This window comes from Paenibacillus chitinolyticus (assembly GCF_045038035.1).
Taxonomy (GTDB): Bacteria; Bacillota; Bacilli; order Paenibacillales; family NBRC-103111; genus Paenibacillus_F; species Paenibacillus_F chitinolyticus_A.
In genome coordinates, this window is record NZ_CP173427.1 from 4,299,567 (window position 1) to 4,321,257 (window position 21,691).

General features: G+C 54.2%; 22 protein-coding genes, 1 tRNA gene and 1 pseudogene. 7 read left to right on the plus strand and 17 right to left on the minus strand.

Annotated features, from left to right (window positions below):
• Nucleotides 1-43 precede the first annotated feature (43 nt).
• Nucleotides 44-382 (minus strand): hypothetical protein, encoded by a 339-nt coding sequence (locus ACI48J_RS19405; protein WP_326056190.1) that lies wholly within the window; start codon nucleotides 380-382, stop codon nucleotides 44-46.
• A 200-nt stretch (nucleotides 383-582) separates the two neighbouring features.
• On the opposite strand from ACI48J_RS19405, the gene ACI48J_RS19410 reads away from it, so the two are divergent.
• Nucleotides 583-655 (plus strand) — tRNA-Ala (locus ACI48J_RS19410).
• A 314-nt stretch (nucleotides 656-969) separates the two neighbouring features.
• Here the strand turns inward: ACI48J_RS19410 and ACI48J_RS19415 are convergent.
• Nucleotides 970-1,566: pseudogene (locus tag ACI48J_RS19415) on the minus strand (Rpn family recombination-promoting nuclease/putative transposase); the annotation flags it as partial.
• A gap of 186 nt (nucleotides 1,567-1,752) precedes the next feature.
• Entirely contained in the window at nucleotides 1,753-2,754 is a 1,002-nt protein-coding gene (locus ACI48J_RS19420; RefSeq protein WP_405079813.1) for an NADH:flavin oxidoreductase, read from the minus strand.
• A 146-nt stretch (nucleotides 2,755-2,900) separates the two neighbouring features.
• On the opposite strand from ACI48J_RS19420, the gene ACI48J_RS19425 reads away from it, so the two are divergent.
• Nucleotides 2,901-3,335 carry a winged helix-turn-helix transcriptional regulator gene (locus ACI48J_RS19425; RefSeq protein ID WP_326056198.1) on the plus strand — a complete coding sequence of 145 codons (435 nt, stop codon included), beginning with the start codon at nucleotides 2,901-2,903 and terminating at the stop codon, nucleotides 3,333-3,335.
• A 399-nt stretch (nucleotides 3,336-3,734) separates the two neighbouring features.
• Complete coding sequence (locus ACI48J_RS19430; RefSeq protein ID WP_405079814.1) at nucleotides 3,735-4,394, plus strand: FusB/FusC family EF-G-binding protein; 660 nt, start codon at nucleotides 3,735-3,737, stop codon at nucleotides 4,392-4,394.
• A gap of 252 nt (nucleotides 4,395-4,646) precedes the next feature.
• Here ACI48J_RS19430 and ACI48J_RS19435 read toward each other — a convergent pair whose 3' ends face one another.
• Nucleotides 4,647-4,982 carry a ribosomal protein L7/L12 gene (locus ACI48J_RS19435; RefSeq protein WP_326056201.1) on the minus strand — a complete coding sequence of 112 codons (336 nt, stop codon included), beginning with the start codon at nucleotides 4,980-4,982 and terminating at the stop codon, nucleotides 4,647-4,649.
• A gap of 186 nt (nucleotides 4,983-5,168) precedes the next feature.
• Here ACI48J_RS19435 and ACI48J_RS19440 point away from each other — a divergent pair, with 186 nt between their 5' ends.
• Nucleotides 5,169-5,621 carry a DUF441 domain-containing protein gene (locus tag ACI48J_RS19440; protein WP_405079815.1) on the plus strand — a complete coding sequence of 151 codons (453 nt, stop codon included), beginning with the start codon at nucleotides 5,169-5,171 and terminating at the stop codon, nucleotides 5,619-5,621.
• 98 nt (nucleotides 5,622-5,719) lie between these two features.
• Here ACI48J_RS19440 and ACI48J_RS19445 read toward each other — a convergent pair whose 3' ends face one another.
• The 3 genes from ACI48J_RS19445 to nrdR all read right to left on the minus strand — a co-directional run bounded on the left by ACI48J_RS19445 (nucleotide 5,720) and on the right by nrdR (nucleotide 7,836).
• Nucleotides 5,720-6,367: an FMN-dependent NADH-azoreductase gene (locus tag ACI48J_RS19445; protein WP_405079817.1), complete on the minus strand. Its 648-nt coding sequence runs from the start codon at nucleotides 6,365-6,367 to the stop codon at nucleotides 5,720-5,722.
• A gap of 188 nt (nucleotides 6,368-6,555) precedes the next feature.
• Complete coding sequence (locus ACI48J_RS19450; RefSeq protein WP_405079818.1) at nucleotides 6,556-7,167, minus strand: YuzF family protein; 612 nt, start codon at nucleotides 7,165-7,167, stop codon at nucleotides 6,556-6,558.
• 186 nt (nucleotides 7,168-7,353) lie between these two features.
• On the minus strand, nucleotides 7,354-7,836 hold the full coding sequence (gene nrdR, locus ACI48J_RS19455) for a transcriptional regulator NrdR (RefSeq protein WP_405079820.1): 483 nt from the start codon (nucleotides 7,834-7,836) through the stop codon (nucleotides 7,354-7,356).
• Between the two features lie 110 nt (nucleotides 7,837-7,946).
• Here nrdR and ACI48J_RS19460 point away from each other — a divergent pair, with 110 nt between their 5' ends.
• The gene (locus ACI48J_RS19460) at nucleotides 7,947-8,177 is read left to right on the plus strand and encodes an alpha/beta-type small acid-soluble spore protein (protein ID WP_103997351.1); all 231 of its coding nucleotides are present in this window, start codon (nucleotides 7,947-7,949) and stop codon (nucleotides 8,175-8,177) included.
• Between the two features lie 70 nt (nucleotides 8,178-8,247).
• Here ACI48J_RS19460 and ACI48J_RS19465 read toward each other — a convergent pair whose 3' ends face one another.
• The 5 genes from ACI48J_RS19465 to polA all read right to left on the minus strand — a co-directional run bounded on the left by ACI48J_RS19465 (nucleotide 8,248) and on the right by polA (nucleotide 13,867).
• Nucleotides 8,248-8,826, minus strand: coding sequence for a lytic transglycosylase domain-containing protein (locus ACI48J_RS19465; protein ID WP_405079822.1), 579 nt, complete (start codon nucleotides 8,824-8,826; stop codon nucleotides 8,248-8,250).
• Nucleotides 8,826-9,419: a dephospho-CoA kinase gene (gene coaE / locus ACI48J_RS19470; RefSeq protein WP_326056214.1), complete on the minus strand. Its 594-nt coding sequence runs from the start codon at nucleotides 9,417-9,419 to the stop codon at nucleotides 8,826-8,828. Before coaE ends, ACI48J_RS19465 begins: the two co-directional genes overlap by 1 nt.
• 43 nt (nucleotides 9,420-9,462) lie before the next feature.
• The gene (locus tag ACI48J_RS19475) at nucleotides 9,463-10,230 is read right to left on the minus strand and encodes an MntP/YtaF family protein (protein WP_405079823.1); all 768 of its coding nucleotides are present in this window, start codon (nucleotides 10,228-10,230) and stop codon (nucleotides 9,463-9,465) included.
• A 63-nt stretch (nucleotides 10,231-10,293) separates the two neighbouring features.
• Entirely contained in the window at nucleotides 10,294-11,154 is an 861-nt protein-coding gene (gene mutM / locus ACI48J_RS19480; protein ID WP_405079825.1) for a DNA-formamidopyrimidine glycosylase, read from the minus strand.
• Between the two features lie 46 nt (nucleotides 11,155-11,200).
• A complete protein-coding gene (gene polA, locus ACI48J_RS19485; protein WP_326056219.1) occupies nucleotides 11,201-13,867 on the minus strand; it encodes a DNA polymerase I in 2,667 nt (888 codons plus the stop codon).
• A gap of 208 nt (nucleotides 13,868-14,075) precedes the next feature.
• Here polA and ACI48J_RS19490 point away from each other — a divergent pair, with 208 nt between their 5' ends.
• Nucleotides 14,076-14,825: an HAD family hydrolase gene (locus ACI48J_RS19490; protein WP_405079826.1), complete on the plus strand. Its 750-nt coding sequence runs from the start codon at nucleotides 14,076-14,078 to the stop codon at nucleotides 14,823-14,825.
• A gap of 382 nt (nucleotides 14,826-15,207) precedes the next feature.
• On the opposite strand, the gene phoU is transcribed toward ACI48J_RS19490, so the two are convergent.
• The 5 genes from phoU to ACI48J_RS19515 all read right to left on the minus strand — a co-directional run bounded on the left by phoU (nucleotide 15,208) and on the right by ACI48J_RS19515 (nucleotide 19,564).
• On the minus strand, nucleotides 15,208-15,867 hold the full coding sequence (gene phoU / locus ACI48J_RS19495) for a phosphate signaling complex protein PhoU (RefSeq protein WP_326056225.1): 660 nt from the start codon (nucleotides 15,865-15,867) through the stop codon (nucleotides 15,208-15,210).
• A gap of 16 nt (nucleotides 15,868-15,883) precedes the next feature.
• A complete protein-coding gene (gene pstB, locus ACI48J_RS19500) occupies nucleotides 15,884-16,651 on the minus strand; it encodes a phosphate ABC transporter ATP-binding protein PstB (RefSeq protein WP_326056234.1) in 768 nt (255 codons plus the stop codon).
• A 17-nt stretch (nucleotides 16,652-16,668) separates the two neighbouring features.
• Complete coding sequence (gene pstA / locus ACI48J_RS19505; protein WP_009671372.1) at nucleotides 16,669-17,526, minus strand: phosphate ABC transporter permease PstA; 858 nt, start codon at nucleotides 17,524-17,526, stop codon at nucleotides 16,669-16,671.
• Nucleotides 17,523-18,389 carry a phosphate ABC transporter permease subunit PstC gene (gene pstC, locus ACI48J_RS19510; RefSeq protein ID WP_405083255.1) on the minus strand — a complete coding sequence of 289 codons (867 nt, stop codon included), beginning with the start codon at nucleotides 18,387-18,389 and terminating at the stop codon, nucleotides 17,523-17,525. The genes pstA and pstC overlap by 4 nt, the downstream gene beginning before the upstream one ends.
• 278 nt (nucleotides 18,390-18,667) lie before the next feature.
• Entirely contained in the window at nucleotides 18,668-19,564 is an 897-nt protein-coding gene (locus ACI48J_RS19515; RefSeq protein ID WP_405079827.1) for a phosphate ABC transporter substrate-binding protein PstS family protein, read from the minus strand.
• Nucleotides 19,565-19,840: 276 nt separating this feature from the next.
• On the opposite strand from ACI48J_RS19515, the gene ACI48J_RS19520 reads away from it, so the two are divergent.
• Nucleotides 19,841-21,568 carry a methyl-accepting chemotaxis protein gene (locus tag ACI48J_RS19520; protein ID WP_405079828.1) on the plus strand — a complete coding sequence of 576 codons (1,728 nt, stop codon included), beginning with the start codon at nucleotides 19,841-19,843 and terminating at the stop codon, nucleotides 21,566-21,568.
• The last annotated feature ends 123 nt before the right edge of the window (nucleotides 21,569-21,691 follow it).

Genomic DNA, 21,691 nt, shown 5'->3' on the forward strand with positions numbered 1-21,691 from the left:
AGGAACTGCCTGAATTTGTCTCTAACTGCGAGCAGTCGGACAATCAGGTGTCCCCGTATTCTTCTTCGTATGTTTTTTTGCGTTTTTTGGCTCCTTCGCCCGATGTCTTTCTTTGGATACTCACCAGCGCAAAAAAGTCGATAATGATGACATTGAAATAGCCCAGCAGGAAAAACGCGTTATGAAACAGCACACTGTAGGCATCATCCGTAATACGTGCCCACCAAAGGCAGACCAAAACCGTCATCACCGTATTGAAAAGAGTCGAAATTCCAAAGGATAGCCATAGTTTACGGGTGCGCCGCATCAGGACGATTCCCATGATCAGCGTGATTCCGAATACCAGAATCGTAAACACCCAGTAGAGCGTATTATTCGACAATTGGACCACTCCTGCCAAAAATTACGTTCCGGCGGAACGCATACTGACCTAAGGGTAGCATGAAAACGCGGCCGCTTACAACAAAGTTCCCCGGATGAATACGTCAAAAAAAGTACTTTTTCGGGTGTCTTGGGCCGGAATGAGACTTGGCTTGCTTTGAGCCCCGGATCTATGTATAATACAAATCACGGGTATAATACGGGGCCTTAGCTCAGCTGGGAGAGCGCATCGCTGGCAGCGATGAGGTCAGGGGTTCGATCCCCCTAGGCTCCATATAAGACAAAAAAGCACTCTTCGGAGTGCTTTTTTGTTGTTTGAGCCAGCGGGGCCGAACCCCGGGGGTTCAGTCCGCGCGCACGGAACGAGTGAATAGGCTTCGCAGCTTTGCTTCCGTGCAGGAGCACGGCGTCCGAATCTTCCGCTGGAATGCTGCTCCGAGTTAGCTTCATCAGCCGTTTAATCAAAGATACGGACATCCCTCAGCGGATAGCCGAGTGCTTGAGAGGCATATCCCCCTAGGCTCCATACAAGACAAAAAGCACTCTTACGAGTGCTTTTTGTTGTTTGAGCCAAGCGGGGCCGAACCTCTATTGAACCGATTTTAACGATTCGACTTCATCTTCTGATAGACCGCTTGCCTTGGCGATAACTGAAACCTGAAGGCCCAAGGCAAGCATATTCTTAGCAATTTGGATGGCCTTCTTTTGCTCTCCTTCGGCTATTCCTTTAGCCATACCCTGGGCCATGCCTTTAGCCATGCCCTTTTCCGTCGCCCATTCAATCATGGAAGCTTCATCGTGCAAATACTTCTGCCGTTCTTCATATAATCGGCGGGCTTCCCGGTCCTGGCTCAGAAACTCCAGCGTATCCATGGCTTTTTTCAAAGTAGGTTCATTCATTTTCAGCACCTCCCAATTAGTTTTGTCCACACCCTTCAAGAACAACAGCCAGTTGATCAGACCGCCTTCAACCGGAGCAGCCTTCTCGTCCAGTTTGGACAGCTCCATAAAATGGACCTCGATATCGTCACACAACTCCAGCCCCGTATGATCTTCCCTCAAATGATAAACATTATGATACCGGTCATTGGAAATAAACGAGTAGTTTAAAATATTAATTGTGACGCATTTTTTCAATTCCTTGTAGGTTTGACCTTCCTGCAACTGGCCGGAGTAACGTTTGCTCGCCCGATTCCGCAAAAGTGCGATTCAACTTTTTATTTTACCATGCCGGTTATGCTTTTTTGCATGATTCCGCCATTTTTCCCTATATTAGCGTTCTTCCGTAAAAATAAAAAAAGCACTCTGTCGAGCGCCTTTTTCAGTTACGAAATGTTCGAGACCTGCGGTCAGCGACCGGCCCCCCTACCCTTAACCGGCATTCCCCGCCGTTTCCCTAACCGTCAACATCCCCTCCGCGTAATCCGGATCTTCCAAAAGAGGGCGGCCGATCGCGATAACGTCCGCTAATCCGTCTTCAAGGATGCGGTCGGCAAGACTCCGGGTATAAATCTTCCCGACAGCAATAACCGGAATTTCGAAATGCTGCTTGATCGCGGCCGCATGAGGCAGCTGATACGCAGTGTATACGTCGCTGGGCTGCACCGGGAGAAGCCCGCCCGAAGACACATGGATAGCGTCCAGTTCGGACTCCAGCGGCTTTAACATGCGTGCCCATTCTTCAGGGATCAGTCCACCTTCGCTGTAATCTGTGGCCGAAATCCGAACGATGACCGGATAGTCTCTGCCGACCTCTTCCCTGACCGCCCCGAGAACCTCCTTCAAAAACCTCGCTCTGTTCTCGGAACTTCCTCCATAGTTATCGGTCCGCACATTCGACAAAGGCGATAAAAACTGGTGAATCAAAAAACCGTGCGCCGCGTGAAGCTCAATTCCGTCAAATCCCGCTTCCACACTGCGCCTTGCCGCCATACAATAATCCCGGATAATGTTATGGATACCCTCTGCCGATAGCTCTTGGGGCATGCCGTATTGATCGTCGAATGCAATCGCACTCGGCGCGACCAGAGCAGCCGTAACCTCCGGCGAGGATTTTCTTCCCCCGTGCGACAATTGGATAAAGACCGGGGTGTCGTGCACATGGACGGCATCCGTTACTTTCCGCAACATCTCCACGTGCCGGTCCGTATAGATGCCGATATCGTTTGCCCACAGTCTTCCATTCGAAGAAACGGCCGTCGATTCCAAAACGATAAGTCCCACATGCTTCGCTCTGCGCCCGTAATGCTCGATGTGGTGTCCGGCGGCAAATGCTTCGGGGGTTCCTTTATACTGCTGCAGCGGCGCCATGATCAGCCTGTTTTTTAATGTGATTCCGCCGATAGTTATCGGGTCATTTAAGGTCTTTGTCATCTCTCATTCCCCTTCGCGATTAATTAATGACATTTTATAATGAAATGCACCCAGGTCACATAGTATCATTAAGGAAGATTAGTCTAAATAACTAAGTTATCAAGTTACATACTTTCTATTACCTTTAATAATGAGGTGTTTCTTCCATGGACCAAATCGACTCGAAAATTTTAGCTTTGATGCACGAAAATGCCCGGATCCCCATCTCCGAGATGAGCCGGATGATCGCGATGTCACAGCCGGCCGTAACCGAAAGACTGCGTAAATTAGAAGAGCGGGGAGTTATTACGGGCTACCGCGCAAAGCTTTCTCCCCCGAAGCTCGGCAAGCAGACCACGGCGTTTGTTTTGTTCAAAACGACCGATTGCAAAGGATTCGCCGCTTTCAGCGAAAAATCTCCGGAAATCGTCGATCTTTACCGGATCAGCGGGGAGTACAACTTTTTGATGAAAGTGCTGAGCGCAACGACGGAATCGTTGACCGGCTTTCTCGATGAATGCAGCGCTTTCGGCTTTTCAACGACTCTAATTGTGCTTTCGACCGCATTTGAGGATAAAAGTCTAGTAAAGAGCGGCCAATAATGCCGCGCTAAACGAACATACACCTCTGCCGCCTAAAAAGGCGGGGCGTTTTGCTTTGCCGTTGGTCCTGGAATCGGCGGTTCGAGGCTTCCGCTGCGGATACAAGACAAAAAAGAGGAAGGATTGCCTCCATACCGGTAAAATTTTTTTATAGCTGTTTTCGGAATTGCAGCGATTCCCGTGTTGCTTTAAAATGGTCGGGTAAAAGGAGGTCGGTACAAATGGCAAATCAATTTGCCGGTACAAGAAGCGGCTCATGCGAAGCCTGATTATGGGGCGATACTTTGCATGGGCGGACGGTTCACGATAACATAGTCGCCCGAAACCGCTGATATCGTTTCTAATAATGGGCTTTGCACTTATTTTTTTAGCTTGGACAAAAAATAAGGGGCTGCGAGCATGATTCAACCATTCATTAGAAACCATCAATATAATGTCATTAAAAAGCAGAGTCTTCTGCTTCAGAAAACCCACGAAACCGTTTCCGACCCGAAAGTCATGGAATCGGTAAAAGCCAGCGCTCCGTTCAAACTGCTTGAAGCATTCCCGGACGCAGACGGCTCTCAAAGACAGCTGCTGGAGAAGATTTCGGGACTGCGCACCCCAGAAGAATTTAAGCTTTTTCCGGAATCGCTGGAATCTTACTTGGCGCCGTTCCCGGCACTGACGGGAAAGCAGATCGCCAAACTTTTTCCGAAGAATAAGAAACTGAAGTTGCCCGACCTGTCCGAAATCGACTACCGCTATGTCACTTATCTGGGCTGGACCGACATCGCGACGAATAAATTGTTTCTCGTCTACCCGTTGAACGGGAAACTGATCGGCATCGAAGGACGATATACACCCGCGAACAAAGGCGTTTGCTTTCTGTGCAACAAGCACGAAGAAGTCGCACTGTTTACCGCGGTCACGAAATCAAGACCGGCCAAGGCGTCATCCGATTACTATAAGGCGATCGGGAACTATCTGTGTGTAGACAGTAGCGTCTGCAACCAGAACATCACGAATGTCACTACCCTCGACAAATTTGTCAGGGAAGTGGTCGGCCAGGAATCGTAAATAAGTAAGTAAATAAACGCAAATATCCAAGAGCCTGCCGCTAACGGCAGGCTCTTTTTGATTTTTCGGAATGAGCGCCACCGCAAAAAACCGGCGGCGTTTGAAGCAGGCCGGCAGCAAGTGCCTCGGCCCGCATTTGAATTATTCTAAACAAGAATGAGAGCGCAACATTTCAAATCCTCTCCTGTGGACCGGACAGCCGGTGGGTAACCGGCCAACTGATCGACGCAAGCGGAGGATCACGCCTGTAATCTAGCCGCGCTCCAGATTCTCCACATAATCCTTGGCTTCCTTCAACCCGATCCCTTGTTCCGCTCTCACGATTTTGATCGCTTTGATCTTATCGCCTTGTGCAAGCAAGTGGTGCACTCTTTCGTCAAGAAGGGACAGCTGTTCCGAAGCGGGCTTATCGGACACGGCGGGCGCCGACGGCTTTAAGCGGTTTATCGTCTGGCCTTCCGCCCGTCCTTTCAGCCACTCCAGATCGGATTGGATGGCGTTAACCCGGCTTTGAAGGCTGAATACTTTAATCAGCAGCAGCAGAGCGAGAATCAAAGCCCCGACCGCTATCATTTCAATCGTTTCCATGGAATCGTGCTCCTTTCGCCAGGGGTAGTTTTTGGATCACCTACCCATACGTATGAAAAGTATACCATATCACTTCGCGGGGTCTCACAGCGGCTTTCGGCTTTCCTCCTGACCGGTCTCTTCCTTGTTGACGCGGCTTCAATGCTTTACAATGGAAACAAAAAAGAACTAAAGGGGAATTTGAAGATGGCCCAAGTGGACATGCCTTCCATCCTGCTGCTCGGTTTGGCCCTTCTCGGGCTGCTCAGCAGCAATTCGACCGTTACGATTGCCATGCTCGTTCTCCTGCTCTTGCGGGTGATGAATGTTCATCAAGCCTTTCCCTTTTTGGAAAAATACGGACTTACGATCGGCGTCGTCATTTTGACCATTGGGGTCATGACGCCGATCGCCAGCGGCAAAATGCCCGTCCAGACCATTCTCCAGTCCTTTATGCACTGGAAATCGCTTTTGGCCGTGCTGATCGGAATCACCGTTGCATACCTGGGCGGCCGGGGCGCCCTGCTCATGACGAACCAGCCGAATTTGGTAGCCGGGCTGCTTATCGGCACCGTGCTCGGAGTTGCCCTGTTCCGCGGCGTTCCCGTCGGCCCTTTGATCGCGGCCGGGCTGCTCTCTCTACTCATCGGCAAAGGCTGAGACAAAACCGCCGAACCGCCGGCTCCAAACGCAAAAAACTGCCCTTCATAAAGAGGGCAGTTTTTTGCGTTTATATGGGAACACCGCAAGGAGCAAGCTTATACTCGCGATGGGGTTTTCGCAAACTGAACGGCTGCTTCCGCGGCTCTTGTTTTGGCGCCCTGCACAAGCTCTTCCGCTTTGTCCGGGTAAGCCGCGATGCCTTCCACGTAGACATGCTCGTAGTTCGTGATCCCGATGAATGCCATGATTCCGCGCAGATATTTGTCGGTAAATTCAAAGTCCGCTGCCGGCCCTTCGGAATAAATGCCTCCGCGCGCCTGGATGTGAACGACTTTTTTGCCGGTCATGAGCCCAACGGGACCGTTCGCGGTATAACGGAACGTTTTTCCCGCAATCGCGATGTTATCGATGTAAGCTTTCAGCATCGGCGGGTAGCTCAGGTTCCACATCGGAGTGACGAATACGTAGCCGTCGGCCGACAAAAACTGCTCCAGCACTTCATTCATCCGGTTGATGGCAGCCGCTTCCGTTTCGTTCAGCGCTTCACCGGCACGCAGCTTATCCCAGCCGTTCAGAACATCGGCGTCAATGAGGGGAATATGCTCTTCGTACACATCTACGCGTTCCACTTGAAGATCTGGATTTTCTTTCGATGCCGCCTCCAGAAAATGCTCCCCGACCTGAAGACCGAAAGAACGGTCCACTCCTCTTGGATTCGCGGTGATATATAATAATTTGTTCATTTTGATTTCCTCCTAGTCGGATTTCGAATATTTTTACATGCTAACTTGTTTTCAACAACTTACTTTATGTAAGTATACTATCACGTTCACTTTCTTTTGTAAAGCAGCTATAAAAAAATTTATTTTTTCAACCCGGTCCACACCAAAAAACCGCCGGAATCCGGCGGATCTTAGGCTCCTATAAAGCTCTACTCCGGCATCACCCAAATGATTTGGGCCGTCCGGATAAAAAATTTCTTTCCGTCCTCCTGAACCACGACATGATCCGGTTTCACGTCCGCCAGAACGCCCCGGTTGCTGCCGCGGACCGTTTCTACCACGACGCCTCTGCCGACAATCGTTCTAAGCGTCTGATACACATAAGGGTCGATACTGAAAAAAGGCTGCGGCACCGCGACCGGCACGCCTCCCCCTCCGGAAGGGACTCCAGCCTCAAGGGCGCCGTAACCCCCCGGCTCCGCTCCTCCGCCGACCGATCCGAAGCCTCCTTGAGGGAAAGGCGCCAAACCTCCGCCTCCCTGTTGAAAACCGGGAGGGAAGCCCGCCTGTCCGGACCAGCCGTCGGGTGAGCCGAAGCTCCCCGGGTACTCTCCCGGCGGCGGATAAGCCCCGGTCAGCCCTTCCGGCGGCTGACTCCGATTGCCCTGGGGTTGATTGACCCCGCCGCCGAACGGAGACCCCTGCTGGTGCGGATACCCCGGCAGCTGCGCCTGCCCCAGTGTCACCTTCGTGTAATCGGGAACTTCGGGTTTCCCGAACCCCCACGGGACTCCCTGCCCGCTTCCTTGCGTACTCGACATATCGTCGCCTCCTTTGCCGTTCCACCCTGAAACATATGGCGGCCACTGCGGAGATATGCCTGTTGTCTTCCGGCTGTTTTCGTCGGCTGCGCGGCATAAGGCCGTATTCGGGACTTTCCCCCTGGCTGTACGGCAAAAAGGCTTTCCTCTTTTAAAGAAGAAAGCCCCGCAAGCTTGTCCCGGCCTCTACCCGTCCGGTTTCAATGTGCTCAAGTTCGTTTTGCCAAGAATTTGCTCCAGTTCCTTCAGGAACATGTTGATATCTTTAAACTGCCTGTACACCGAAGCAAAGCGGATATAGGCCACTTCGTCGACCGGGTAAAGCTGCTCCATCACGAGTTCTCCGATCCTCATGCTGTCCACTTCCGCGTGAGCCATGTTGCGCACCTGCATTTCGACCTCGGAGACAATTTGCTCCAGCCGGTCCACGGACACCGGACGTTTCTCGCAGGCTCGGATTAACCCGCGCAAAATTTTATCGCGGTTAAATTCCTCTCGGCTTCCGTCTTTTTTGATGACGATAAGAGGTGTTTCCTCCACCATCTCGAACGTCGTAAACCGCCGCTGGCACTTCTCGCATTCTCTGCGCCGGCGGATCGATTTGTTGTCGTTAGCCGAGCGGGAGTCCAGTACTTTCGTGCCGTTGTGCTCGCAAAACGGGCATTTCATCGGGGCTTCCTCCTCTCGTCCGTTCTTTATTTTTCTCCCAAATGTTGCTTGTTATCAAGCTTACAAAAACGCACATAATAGTTCTACCAACGACAAGGAGGTGAACAGAAATGGGTGCAGGACAATCTCGCAACAGCAACGTACTGGTTGTTCCACAAGCTAACCAAGCATTGGATCAACTGAAATATGAAGTTGCCCAAGAGCTTGGTATTGCGATTCCTCAAGACGGTTACTACGGTAACATGGCTACTCGCGACACGGGTGCTATCGGGGGTCACATTACTCGCAGACTGGTGCAAATCGCCGAACAACAACTGGCCGGTCAAGGCCAATCCCGCTAACTTCTAGCGGAAACCAAGCAACACGGAAGTATCGGATCCGGCGGCTACACCCGCCGGGTTCGGTGCTTCTTTATTTGCTTCCCGCGTTTTGACTCCATTCCTCGCCGTAAAGCTTCTTGAATTTCTGCTGATAATACAGCACCCTTTGTACATAATGCCGGGTTTCGCCGAACGGGATTTTGTTGATGGTTTCTTCCGTCCCGTCCCAGACGCCGTTGTTCTTCCACTTGCTGACGTTTCCCTGACCCGCGTTATACGCGGCTATGGAATAAAGCCAGTTTCCCTTGTACTGCTTGTTCAGCCAAGCCAGGTACCAGGAGCCAAGCTGGATATTATGCTTTGGATCGCGGAAATCGGCCGATTTCGTATTGGACGTTTCGCGAATCCATTCCGCTGTATCGGGCATGAGCTGCATAATGCCTACGGCTCCTTTTTTGGATTCCCGGTCGTGGTTGAAATTCGTCTCCACTTTGATGATAGCCGCAATCAGAAACGGATCGACCTGGTACTGTGCGGCATTCTGCCGGATTTCTTCGCGATAGTGAATGGGATAGATCATTTGTCCGATAAAAAGTCCGTTGCTGAACAAAAGAAACACAAATCCGAGCAGCAGCAGGGCGAATACCCGCTTTTTCCGGAGAAGCTTCATTACAGCCCCCTTTGAAGCCAGAAAAGCTCGACAAGCCGCTCCGTCTGCTCCAGGGTCCCCGAATTATCGATACAAATATCCGCGAGCTCTTTTTTACGTTCAATGGGCCACTGGGCCGCAAGCCGCGATTCCGCCTGTTCGGCGTTCAGCCCGTCCCGCTCCATCAGTCTCCTCAGCTGAGTTTCTCTCGGCACATAAACGACCATAACGGACGAAAACATGCTTTGAAGTCCCGATTCGTAGAGCAGCGGCACGTCCACCACGACAAGCTTGTCCGGAAAATCACGCTCCGCGGCGGCCATTCTTTCTTTCATGAGGGCACGGATGGACGGATGCAAAAGATCTTCGAGCGCTTTCCGGGCTTCTTCGTTCCCGAAAACCGTCTCGCCCAGTCTTTTACGGTGGAGCGAGCCATCCGGCAGCAGCATATCTTGTCCGAAATGCGCGGCGACCTGAGCCAGAACGGGGCTCCCCGGCTCTACCACTTCGCGCGCGATCCGATCGGCGTCTATAAGAATCGCACCGCGGCGGACAAGCATGGCCGAGACCGTGCTTTTGCCGCAGGCGATACCTCCCGTGAGTCCTATATTCATTTCACTCGACTCCCACGTCAATCACATTTTTAAAGGATAACAGCTAAAACAGCTTGGAAATGCCCATCAGGATCAGGACGACACCCGGCAGCACCGATACTTTACGGATCCAGCCGAGCCCGGAATACGTGTAACCGATTTTGAGGCCGAAGTAAATAAACAGCCCGCTCGTTACCGCAATTACCGTCGATGTCAGCAGCGGGGTATACCCGATCAAAGCGGCGCCGATTCCCGCGCCGAAAGCGTCAAGGGACAACGCGATTCCGAGCAGCGTCGCTTCCGAAGAAGAAATATTTCCGGACCGGTCCACGTCGGCCGCGGAAGGCGTACGCAAAATCTGGATCACGAGTCCGAGCCTCTTGATCTCGATCGAAAACATCCGCGGCTCGCGCTCCGGCTCTGCCCCTTGGGCTTCAGGACGGCGGGCCGTAACCGGATTCGTCTGGAAAACGGCTTCAAGACGGGCTGTTCCGGCCGGCACCGCCGTTTCATTCGCCCTCTGTGTACGTTCCTTTTCATCACCGTCGCCGTCATTGCCCTGCTTCTGTGTCAGAAACTGAACCAGCGCCCAGATTCCGATACCGATCAGAATGACTGCACCGAGCATCCCGGCATAGTCCGGAGATAAATACCGCGTCAGCCACACTCCAAAACTCATCGAAGTGTAAATGATGATTCCCGAGCACAGGGAAATGATCGCCAAGGACGGGAGAGGGATACGGATTTTACGCAAGCCGTACATCATCCCTACTCCAAAGCCGTCCAGACTGACGGCCAGAGCCAGAATCAACAGAGAAAAAAATGGAAGCACGCCTCATTCCTCCTACCTGCATTTTCTACTCACTTATCATATGGAGGGGTAGGAGGAGTTGTGCTAAAGCTTATTTTTCGGCACGCTGCGCTTTCTTTTGAGAGGCTGGCATTTCAGACAGAAATGCGTGCCACGGCCGCCGACGACGGTCTTCTCGATCAAGCTGCCGCAGTTGACGCAGGGTTTGCCGTTCCGGCCGTAAATGTTCAGGGAATGCTGGAATTTTCCGGATTCGCCTTGGCCGTTCACGTACGATTTAATGGAAGAGCCCCCGGCTTCGACCGAGCTTTGGAGGGTATGCACAATCGCTTCGTGAAGTCTCTGAAGCTCAAGGCGGGTCAGCGAAGCCGCCTCTCTCTCGGGATGAATTCCCGCCCGAAAAAGCGCTTCGTCTACATAAATATTACCGAGTCCGACGATGTATGCTTGATTGAGCAGCAGCGGTTTGATCTTCGTGCTTCGCTTGCCGATGGCCTGCCGGAAGGCTTCGAACGTAAAAGACTCGTCCAGCGGCTCGATGCCCAGCTTATGAAGCGGCTTGCTGCTCAGATCTTCCTCTCCGGCGAAAAGATGCATCGTGCCGAACTGCCTCACATCGCGGTATCTCAGTTCGGTTCCGTCCGTAAAACGGAAAATCACATGCGTGTGAGGTTCCACCTCGTCCGAAGCTTCGTAGAGGCCGTAGCGGCCTTCCATACGAAGGTGGGATACCAACACGCCGTCATCGAGCAGGAAACGCAGAAACTTGCCTCTGCGGCTCACGCCCCGAATCGTCTGGCCTTCCAGAAGATCGGCGAATAGCTCCGGCTCTTCGGGTTTTTGAATAATCCGTTTCAGGCGGACTTCCACTTCTTGAATCGTCTTGCCGACGACCAGTCGGCTGAGCGTCCGTCTGACGGTTTCCACCTCCGGTAATTCCGGCATGGCGTTTCACCTCGGTTCATGCTGTGTTTTCATGATCACATATTCCTTATTTCGCTTCGTACCAGTTGGATCCGTAATCCACCTCGGCGAGCAGAGGCACGTCCAGCGCAAGCGCGCCTTCCATGACCTCGGGCACGATGCGGCGCATCGTTTCAAGCTCTTCGGGCGGAACTTCGAAAATCAGTTCATCGTGTACTTGAAGAAGCATCCGGCTTTTCAGGCCTTCCGCTTTAAGGCGCTCGTCCATCTGCACCATGGCCAGCTTGATGATATCGGCCGCCGTTCCTTGAATCGGCGTATTCATCGCCGTTCTTTCCGCGAAAGAACGGAGGTTAAAGTTAGAGGCGGTAATCTCCGGCAAATACCGGCGCCGCTGCAGCAATGTCGTGACGTAGCCCTGTTCGCGGGCCAGTTTCACAATGTCATCCATATATTGGCGGACACCCTGGAAAACGGCGAAATACTGCTCGATAAACTGGCTCGCTTCCTTACGGGTGATAGCCAGATTCTGGGAGAGACCGTAGTCGCTGATCCCGTAAACGATGCCGAAGTTGACGGCCTTCGCCGAGCGGCGCATATTCGCGTCCACTTCGGATTCGGCTACGCCGAAAACGTCCATGGCCGTTTTCGTGTGAATATCCATATTATTCGTAAAAGCTTCCTTAAGATTCTCGTCACCGGAAATGTGAGCGAGCACCCGAAGCTCGATCTGCGAGTAGTCCGCGGCCAGAATGGACCATCCCGGCTCCGAAGGCACGAACACCTTGCGGATTTTACGCCCTTCCTCCAGCCGGATCGGAATGTTCTGCAGGTTCGGATACTGGCTGCTGAGCCGGCCCGTGGCCGCGATCGTCTGCCTGTAGTACGTATGAACCTTGCCCGTTTCCTTCCGCACCTCTTTCAGCAGCCCTTCCACATACGTGGACTGGAGCTTGGCCAGCTGCCGGTAATGGAGAATGCCCTGCACGATTTCATGGTAAGGGGCCAGCTTTTCCAGCACCTCGGCATCCGTGGAGTAGCCTGTCTTCGTTTTCTTCTGGACGGGAAGCTGGAGCTTCTCGAACAGCACTTCACCCAGCTGCTTCGGGGAGTTGATATTGAACTCCATGCCGGCGTGGCGGTAAATCTCCGTCATCGTCCGTTCGATCTGTACGGCGAGTTCATCGCCCAGCTGCTTCAATCCGGCCGTATCGACCTTGATGCCGCGCATCTCCATATCCGCGAGCACACCCGAGAGCGGAAGCTCCAGCTCGTAGTAGAGCTGCTTCATATCCGCCTGCTCCAGCTTCTCGCGCAGCGAGACGTCCAGGCGGAAGATGCGGTCGGCCTTGCGGACGAGATGTTCCGCAACGGCTTCCTGCTCCGGCAGACGGAACTTCGCGCCTTTGCCGAAGACCGCTTCGTCCGGCGCTACATGAAGCGCGCCGTACTTATCCGCGATGCCGCTGAGCGTAAGCGACGACTCCGTCGGATCGAGCAGATACGCCGCGAGCATGACGTCGAACGTCACGCCGGCCAGCGTGATGCCGTTCCAGGCGAGCACCAGCTCCGCGCGGTGGCGGTCCCACGTGCTCTTCGGAGCACGCTCGTCCGCCAGCCAGGCGCGCAGCGCTTCCGCTCCGGGAGCGGTCAGCACGGCCGCGGGCACGTAGTAGCCCGCTTCCGGCGTGTGGAAAGCCGCCCCGACCAGCTCGGCCGTGTGGGCATTGTCCCCTACGGCCTCGACGTGCAGCGCGCTTACGTCTTTCAGCGCGCCGGTCAGGTCCGTGATGTTGTCCGCGTCGATCAGGCGGACAACCAGCTCTTCCGCGGGGCCGGGCTCCGCCCCATCGGGGGAGTCCGCTCCCCCCGCGCCGGAGAAGTCCAGCCTCTCGAGCAGCGACTTGAACTCCAGTTTGCGGAACATGGCCGCAAGCTCGGGCGTTTCGAAGCCGGAGAAGGCGAGGCTGCTCCAGTCCGTATCCATCGGCACTTCGCGGTAAATGGTCGCGATTTCTTTGCTCATCCGGGCGGAATCCGCATGGTCGCGGATCTTTTCCTTCATCTTGCCCTTCATCTCGTCCGCATGCTCCAGCACGGACTCGACGGAACCGTACTCGTGCAGCAGTTTTAGGGCCGTTTTCTCGCCTACTCCGGGGATGCCCGGAATATTGTCGGAAGAGTCCCCCATCAGACCCTTAAGGTCGATAATCTGGGCCGGAACGAGCCCGTACTTCGCTTGGATCTCGGCCGGATCGTAACGGTCCACTTCACTGATGCCTTTGCGGGTCAGGGCAACCGTCACACGGTCCGATACGAGCTGCAGCATATCCTTGTCGCCGGTAACGACCAGCACGTCCTTGCCTTCCCGCTCCGCCGATTTGGTCAGTGTGCCGATGATATCGTCCGCTTCGTAGCCTTCCAGCTCGAACTGACGGATGCCGAAAGCGTTCATCAATTCTTTAATGAGCGGAAACTGCTCGGACAGCTCCGGCGGCGTTTTGGCTCGTCCGCCTTTGTATTCCGTGTAATCTTTATGTCGGAACGTCACTTTGCCCGCGTCGAAAGCCACGAGAAAATGAGTCGGTTTTTCTTCTTCAATCAGTCTGAGGAGCATGGTCGTGAACCCGTAAACGGCGTTCGTATGAAGACCGGCGGAATTGCTCAGCAGAGGCAGCGCGTAAAAGGCGCGGCTCGCAATACTGTTTCCATCAATAACGATCAATTTTTCCATCTTACACCCCGAATTTTGGACATATACGTTCATGATAGCACAGGCTGGACGAATATGAAAAAGTTTCAGCCCGGTAATTTTTGAGCCTATCCTCCCGGGCTTGCGGTGATGTTCTCCGCTTTCCGCACATAGACTGATAGTACGATGCAAAGCCGGCGCGTCCGGTGTTTTCAGCTGGATTTCGTCCGGCGAGGGAAGGAGGACCGAGATGAGTCCCTTTTTTTTTCCGGCTCCCAAGAAATTGGTTTTTTTCGATATGAACAATACATTGGTCGACCGCAGGCAGTGCTTCGATTCGGCATTCACGGAGGTACTGGGAGACTACACCGGAAGATGGGAACAGGAAGACGGGGCGGCTTCCCCCGAAGATGCGCTTCAGATTTATAAGCAGGAGTGGCAAAAACTGCGGAAGCTGCGCCCCCGGGGCCACCGTCCCAGCGAAGAAATGCGGATAGCCTGCCTGGAAAAGGCGCTGCACGCTTTTCCCATATCGGTAAACGAAACGTTTGCCAAAGGCTTTTTCGAACAAATTGAAGAAACGGAAGGAAACTACGTCCGGCTTTTTCCCGGCGTCGAAGAAACGCTGGCGACTTTGGGCGAGCGCTACAAGCTGGCGGTCATCAGCAACGGCAGCCGCAAAAGGCTGGAGAGGGACATCGGGCGGCTCCGGCTGTCCTCCTTTTTCCCCGAGGAACTGCTCTTCAGCTCCACGAAAGACGGGCCGCGCAAGCCGCATCCGGGTTTGTACCGGACCGCCCTGAAGGAAACCGGCATAGCCCCGGGCCAGGGCGTCATGGTCGGCAACTCGTGGAAAAACGACATCATCGGCTCCACCCGCTGCGGCCTGGATGCCGTCTGGATCTACCCGCCCCATGTGAAAAAGATTTCCCAGCGGAAAGTCGGCCGCCAGAAAGTCATTATCGTGCGGTCCGTCAAGCAGCTGGTGCATGTGCTCTAGCCCCGGCTTTTTAGGTGCCGTCTCCTTAATACCCGGCAGGAACCCTCTCATAAAATCATGCGCACAGCCGCCCCGAAGGGCGGTTTTTTATCGGCCTTGCCTTGCCCGCACAGACGACTTTTACCGTACACGTCCGGCGATAGGCGGCAATACATGCGGATTAGGATTTCTCGTCTGCTCCTGTCATAAAGAAACAGCCTGCCGGGAAGTTCCCGACAAGCTGTTTTCCGGTCTCGCTTCTTTGTAGCGCAGGCTGAATACGGCTATTTTCTCTGTGCCGCCCGCCATCCTTACAGGGTTACATCCTTGCATTCTGCATACCAGCCGGGTCCTCCGAAACGTACGGCCCGGTGGCCCGGTATCAGACGGCAATGAAGCCGTTCTACACGTTCAAGTCTTTTCGTTTGCCCGTGACCATGTAAATTACGCTTTCGCCGATATTCGTCACATGGTCGGCCACCCGCTCCAAGTAATGGGCCACCATGATCAGATGCGTCAGCTGACGGTTGCGGGTGAAATCCGCATTCATCATCCCGATCACATCGGTCATGATGCGGCTGAATATTTTGTCCACCTGATCGTCCTTCTCCGCCAGTGAAGCGGCCATATGAACGTTGCGGTTCATATAAGCGACCAGGCTTTCGCGGAGCATCTCTTTGGAGATTTCGGCCATCTGGGGAATGTCGATCAATTCCTTGGCCAGCGTCTCTCCGGACAGGCGGATCGTAATCTTCGCGATGTCCACGGCATGGTCGGCGATCCGCTCAAGATCCGTCGCTATGCTGAGCGCCGTGCCGATAATCCGCAGATCGCCCGCCATAGGCTGCTGCAGCGCGATCAGCTTCAGGCACATTTCTTCGATGCGAAGCGTCAGTTCGTCCACCGCGTCGTCATCCTCGACCGTGCGCCGCGCGAGATTCGTATCCAGCCGGGTAAGCGCTTCTACAGCCTGGTGAATGGAATTTTCAACCATAGAGCCTAAATCGAGCAGTTCGTTCTGCAGATCGTCAATCGAATGCTGAAAATTAAGGCGATTATTCATTGAAGCCCCCTTAGAGTTAACCGAAACGGCCGGTGATGTAATCTTCGGTGCGCTGGTCGTTCGGATTTGTGAAAATCTTGTCGGTCTGATCGGTCTCAACGAGAATTCCGTTGAGGAAGAAAGACGTGCGGTCGGAGATACGCGCGGCCTGCTGCATGTTGTGCGTCACGATAATGATCGTGTAGCGCTCCTTCAGCGTCTGCGTCAGCTCCTCCACCTTCAAGGTGGAAATCGGATCGAGCGCCGAGGTCGGTTCGTCCATCAGCAGCACTTCCGGCTCGACCGCCAGCAGACGGGCGATGCACAGACGCTGCTGCTGACCGCCGGACAGGCCCAGGGCCGACTTGTTCAGGCGGTCCTTCACTTCGTCCCAGAGGGCCGCCTGACGCAGGCTGCGTTCCACGATTTCGTCGAGAACGGCGCGTTTTTTCTGGCCGTGGATGCGAGGTCCGTAAGCGATGTTGTCGTAGATGCTCATCGGGAACGGATTCGGACGCTGGAAAACCATACCCACGCGTTTGCGCAGGGACACGATATCGCTCTCCGGCGAATAAATATCTTGGCCGTCCACCTTAATGGTGCCGTTAATTCTTACGCTGTCGATCAGGTCGTTCATCCGGTTGAGCGTGCGCAGAAAGGTCGATTTCCCGCAGCCGGAAGGCCCGATCAGGGCGGACACGGTATTCGGCGCGATGTCCAGATCAATGCTGTGAAGGGCTTGGTTGTCTCCGTAAAAAAGATCCAGCCCGTTTACTTTTATTTTCGTATCGGTCGCAATATTCATGGCAGGAGCTGTCAAGGTTATTTCCCTCCCGTAAGTCTTTTTTGGATGATTCGGCTTGGAATGCCGATAAGCAGGTTGAAGATCAGAACGACTACAAGAAGGAGCGCCGCGCTGCCTTCCGCGATTTTCTTCGCATCCGGCACGATGGCTTCCGCCTGGATGTACCATAAGTGCGTGGAGAGCGTCTCGCCCATCGTCAGCGGATTGAAATCCGGGAAATGCCGGGAAACGGAAAGCCCCGACGTATAAATCAGGATGGCCGATTCACCCAGTGCGCGTCCGGCTACGAGCGTAATGCCCGTAATCAGGCTCGGCAGTGCGGAGGGAATCAGTACTTTGCGGATCGCCTGCCATTTGGTCGAACCGAGTGCGAGACTCGCTTCCCAGTACGATTCGGGCACGGTACGGATGGATTCCTCCGTGACCCGGACAAGAACCGGCAGATTCAGAAGCGCCAAAGCCAGGGAACCGCTCAAAATCGAAATTTTAAAATTCATCAAGTCCACGAAGAGGAGAAATCCGAACAAACCGAATACGATGGATGGCACGGAAGACAGCGTCTCGACGGACATGCGGACAATTTCGGTAAAACGTGATTTTTTGGCATACACCGCCAGGTAAATCCCTGCTCCCAGCCCGATAGGCAGCGAGAACAGCAGAGAAAGGAACAAGATATAGAACGAGTTGAAGAGCTGCGGTCCGACGCCGCCGCCTGCCACGATATCCTCCGGCTTGCCCGTGATGAAATCCCAAGTAAGATGCGGCAGTCCCGCACCGAGAATCCGGATCAGGAACCAGGCCAGGATCAGCAGGATAAAGATGCCGGTTGCCCAGAAGAACAGCGTGGCGATCCGGTCAGTCGTTTTACTGTTCATTTCACTTCACTCCTTCTTGATACGACACGGATGATGAGAATCAGCAGCAGAGAAGTGATCAAGAGAACAAAGGCCATCAAATAAAGCGCGTTGTTCCAGGTCGATCCGTAGTTCGTGTTCCCCATGTCCTTGACGATTGCCGTCGTCAGAACCGTGGTCGAGTCAATCAGCGATTTGGGCATCTGCGGCGAGTTCCCGATGACCATAAACACCGCCATCGTCTCTCCGATGGCCCGTCCGATTCCAAGCACCACGCCGGTCAGGATCCCCGGCCGTGCCGCGGGAAGCAGCACGCGCCATATCGTCTGCCAGCGGGTGGCTCCGAGCGCCAGCGACGCTTCTTCCAGCCGCGGAGGCAGTGCGCGGATCGCATCTTCCGAGATGGACAGGATAGTCGGCAGAATCATAATCGCGAGGATGATTCCCGCCGGCAAAATACCGTATCCTGTCCCGTTCACCACTTTTCCGATAAAAGGCACAATGACCGTAAGGCCGATCAGGCCGTATACGACCGACGGAATGCCCACGAACAGGTCCGTTGCCGGGCGCATGATCTCTCTCACCCATTTCGGTGCGACCTTCGCCATGAAGACGGCTCCCGCTACGGCGAGAGGGACCGCAAGTACAATGGAGAGCATCGTTAACAGAAAAGTACTGAACAGGAACGGAAACGCTCCGTATTTGTCCGCGCTTGGCGTCCAGTCTGTCGAAAAGAAAAATTCAATCGGGCTGACGCCCGAGAAGGTGCGCATGCCTTGTACACCGACAAACAAAATAATCGAAAATATGACAATCGAGACGAGTGCCGCACTGCCGACAAACAGCAGCTTCATCACGCTGTCCTGCCGTTTTTGCAGTTTCATCCAGCGCGTGGGTCCTTTCTGGCTTTGACGGTTTTGTCGGCTCTGCTCCTTCGTCTTCGTTGTTTGCTGAGCGTAAGTGTTCACAAACGGGAAGCCCCCTTCAATCGGAATGCGTGCATAGTCGGTAAGCACAAAGTACTAAATGATTCTTCTTAATCATAGGCCCTGTTTGTAAATACAAAATTAATCAATTGTAAAGCCCGTGTAAATTTTGCGGCAAAAAAAAAAGATGCCCCGAAGTTGGTAAGCTTCAGGACATCCCACGGAAGTAAAAAATTTTATTTTTTCAGAAGGTCAGCCGGAAGGAACTTCAGTTCTTCGACTTTTTTCGTTTGGAACTCAGGGCTCATGATGTAGTCAAGGAAAGCTTTGGTCGCGCCGGTAGGCTCGCCTTTCGTGTACATGCGCTCGGTTCCGAACAGTTTGTAGCTGCCGTCTTTGATCGTTTCTTTGGAGAAAGCGACGTTGTCGAATTTCAGAGCTTTAACGGTATTGTCCAGGTAAGGCGTATCGATGTATCCGATGGAGCCAGATTGGCTGCCTACAGCCGTTTTAACCGCGCCCGTGCTTTCTTGAACGACGCCTTCTTTAGTGAAGTCTTTACCGTCCAGCACGATTTGCTGAACAAGCTTACGGGAACCGGAAGCGTCCGGACGGTGAACGACGTTAATCGGAGCGTCCTTGCCGCCTACTTCTTTCCAGTTTTTGACCTTGCCCATGAAAATATCGGCTGCCTGCTGCTTCGTCAAGCCATCGAGACCGACGTCAGGATTTACGATAAGTGCGAACGGAGCGATCGCAACCACGTGTTCTTTCAGGTTCTTGTCTTTGTATTCGTCGCCGGCGGCAACGTCGGAGTTGCCGATATTCGAAATGCCGTCCGCTACGTCCTTAAGACCTTTGCCGGAACCGCCGGCCGTCGGGTTGATCGTAACTTTCGGATTTTTTTCCATGAACAGCTTCGCCGCTTCTTTCACGAGCGGGAGAAGAGCGCTGGAACCGGAAGCCGTAACCGTACCGGAAATTTCTTGAGCCGCCGTTGTTTCGGTAGGCTTGTTCGATGTTGCTGCGCCGCCTGCGTTTGTGTCTGTCTTTCCGCAGCCAGCCAATACCCCCAGAGTAAGTACTGCAGCTAGCGAGATGGATAACCCTTTTTTCGACATGAACTTCAACATGTTGTACATGTCCTCCTTTGACGTTTCTTTCTTTGTTTTGTGTTTCCTAGGACATCGTAACAAGCGAATGTAAACTGCAAGTCGTCCAAACGTAAATTTCATGTAAAACTTTTTACAGGCTGCCCCTCCCCCCTCAACCTCCTTCGAAATGAGCCTATTTAACTCCCGTTTTACAAAATCCTTCACGTTCTCTAATACTGAAGACTTATAGTTAAAGCGACTATAGACCTATATAAAGGTTAATTTTCAAACAAAAAGACCTATCGGAGGGTGAACATGGGGAATTTCTTCTATCTAAGTACAATGAAACGCAAATTGATCGCCAGCTTCGGGGTTCTGATTCTGCTGTTTGTGGCCATGGCCTTTTTCCTCGTTCATCAAATCAGTAAAATCAACACGCAGATCGCGCTGCAAAACGAGCGGGTCGCCATGAAAACGACTGCGCTTGAGCTGAAAGAAACGGTTCAGGAACTCAGCATTATCGCTTCCGGCCTGGAGCTTTCCAAAGATCCTTCCTATATAGAGAGATACGAGCAGACGAGAAAGGCGTATAGCCGTCTTCTCGACGCCATCAAGGAAACCGCCCGGACCGAAGAGGAAAAAGCGTGGCGCGGTGGGCTTATCGTCGCTTCCGCGGATTACATAAACAATTTCGACGCGGCCGCCAAGCTCGTCCAGGAGAAGAAAGTCAGCCCCAAAGAGATGGAGCTGAGCATGCTTCATTATTACGGCGAAGGGCAGACGCTGCGCGAAACGATTTTCAAGCTGGTCGACAAGTTTTATATCGCCTTCTCGGCCGATGCCCAGGCGGCTGTCGACGACTCACAGAAAGTCATCGCGCAGACCGTGACCGTCACCGTCGCCGCGGCCGTCTTCGTCCTTCTCGCTTCCGCGGTTGTCGCCGTCCTGCTGATCCGCTCCTTCCTCATTCCGGTGCGCAAGCTCCAAGAAGCGGTCGCTCGCATGGCGTCCGGCGATCTGCGGCATGAAATCGGAAGCCGCACGCAGGACGAGCTGGGCGAGCTCAGCCGCAGCTTCGACCGGATGACCGCCCAGGTCCGCGGCATGCTCGAGCATACGAGCGGCATCGCGACGGCGCTGGCCGGGCAGTCGGTCACGTTCCGCCGGGTGTCCACCGACACGGCGGCGGCCAACGCGGACATCGTCCAGGCGATGTCCGCCATTGCCCGCGGCGCTTCCGAGCAGGCGGCGGACTCCGAGCACGCGTCCGTCTCCGTCGCCGGGCTCGAAAGCGAGACGCGCGAGATCGCCGAGTATGCGGCGGTGATGAGCCGGGCGAGCCGGGAAGCGGCGGAAGTCACCGTGCAGGGTTCCCGCTCCGTGCACTCGCTGGAGGAAGCCAGCGGCGCTACGCGGCGGGTGCTCGGGCAGGTGCAGGAAGCGATGGCTACGCTGGCGGGCGATTCCCGCCGCATCGGCACCATCCTGGACGCGATTACCGAGATCGCGTCCAGGACCCACCTGCTGGCGCTGAACGCCGCCATCGAAGCGGCCGCCGCCGGCTCCAGCGGGCGCGGCTTCGCCGTCATCGCCGCGGAAGTGCGTCAGCTCGCGCAGCAGTCGAGCGACGAAGCCCGCCGCGCCGCGGGTACGATCGCATCCGTCGAGAGCCGGATGCTCGAGATGCAGGCCCGCGTCACGGACGCGAGGCGCCATGCGGACGCCCAAGAGCTGACTGTCCGCGAATCGCTCGGCTCGTTCGAAGCGATCGAACGCGCGATGGAAGTCGTGACGAATCAGATTCAATTCGTCAACGGCCGCATCGAGCGTTCCCTGCACAGCAGCGCGCAGCTTGTCGGCACGATCCGCCACATGGCGGAAATTGCCGAGCAGACGTCCGCGGGCGTGCAGGAAGTCACCTCGGCTTCGACCGAGAACGACGCCTCCATCCGGAGCATCGCCGTGCAGGCCGACGAGATGAACGGACTCGCGGAAAGCCTGTACCGCGAAATCAACAAGTTCAAGATCGGCGAAGCTTCGTAAACGCCGGAAACAACCCGCAAGAGCACCCCGTCATGGCGGTGCTTTTTTACATGCCGAGGAGACATTTCTGTGCGGCTCCCGCGGATTTTTTCAAGACAATTGGTTATCGCTCATGAAACCCTC

Coding starts and splice junctions, on each gene's coding strand:
- ACI48J_RS19420 (WP_405079813.1), bottom strand. CDS start 2,754: ATGACAAAGACCTTAAATGACCCGATAACTATCGGCGGAATCACATTA.
- ACI48J_RS19425 (WP_326056198.1), top strand. CDS start 2,901: ATGGACCAAATCGACTCGAAAATTTTAGCTTTGATGCACGAAAATGCC.
- ACI48J_RS19430 (WP_405079814.1), top strand. CDS start 3,735: ATGATTCAACCATTCATTAGAAACCATCAATATAATGTCATTAAAAAG.
- ACI48J_RS19435 (WP_326056201.1), bottom strand. CDS start 4,982: ATGGAAACGATTGAAATGATAGCGGTCGGGGCTTTGATTCTCGCTCTG.
- ACI48J_RS19440 (WP_405079815.1), top strand. CDS start 5,169: ATGGCCCAAGTGGACATGCCTTCCATCCTGCTGCTCGGTTTGGCCCTT.
- ACI48J_RS19445 (WP_405079817.1), bottom strand. CDS start 6,367: ATGAACAAATTATTATATATCACCGCGAATCCAAGAGGAGTGGACCGT.
- ACI48J_RS19450 (WP_405079818.1), bottom strand. CDS start 7,167: ATGTCGAGTACGCAAGGAAGCGGGCAGGGAGTCCCGTGGGGGTTCGGG.
- nrdR (WP_405079820.1), bottom strand. CDS start 7,836: ATGAAATGCCCGTTTTGCGAGCACAACGGCACGAAAGTACTGGACTCC.
- ACI48J_RS19460 (WP_103997351.1), top strand. CDS start 7,947: ATGGGTGCAGGACAATCTCGCAACAGCAACGTACTGGTTGTTCCACAA.
- ACI48J_RS19465 (WP_405079822.1), bottom strand. CDS start 8,826: ATGAAGCTTCTCCGGAAAAAGCGGGTATTCGCCCTGCTGCTGCTCGGA.
- coaE (WP_326056214.1), bottom strand. CDS start 9,419: ATGAATATAGGACTCACGGGAGGTATCGCCTGCGGCAAAAGCACGGTC.
- mutM (WP_405079825.1), bottom strand. CDS start 11,154: ATGCCGGAATTACCGGAGGTGGAAACCGTCAGACGGACGCTCAGCCGA.
- polA (WP_326056219.1), bottom strand. CDS start 13,867: ATGGAAAAATTGATCGTTATTGATGGAAACAGTATTGCGAGCCGCGCC.
- ACI48J_RS19490 (WP_405079826.1), top strand. CDS start 14,076: ATGAGTCCCTTTTTTTTTCCGGCTCCCAAGAAATTGGTTTTTTTCGAT.
- phoU (WP_326056225.1), bottom strand. CDS start 15,867: ATGAATAATCGCCTTAATTTTCAGCATTCGATTGACGATCTGCAGAAC.
- pstB (WP_326056234.1), bottom strand. CDS start 16,651: ATGAATATTGCGACCGATACGAAAATAAAAGTAAACGGGCTGGATCTT.
- pstA (WP_009671372.1), bottom strand. CDS start 17,526: ATGAACAGTAAAACGACTGACCGGATCGCCACGCTGTTCTTCTGGGCA.
- pstC (WP_405083255.1), bottom strand. CDS start 18,389: ATGAAACTGCAAAAACGGCAGGACAGCGTGATGAAGCTGCTGTTTGTC.
- ACI48J_RS19515 (WP_405079827.1), bottom strand. CDS start 19,564: ATGTTGAAGTTCATGTCGAAAAAAGGGTTATCCATCTCGCTAGCTGCA.
- ACI48J_RS19520 (WP_405079828.1), top strand. CDS start 19,841: ATGGGGAATTTCTTCTATCTAAGTACAATGAAACGCAAATTGATCGCC.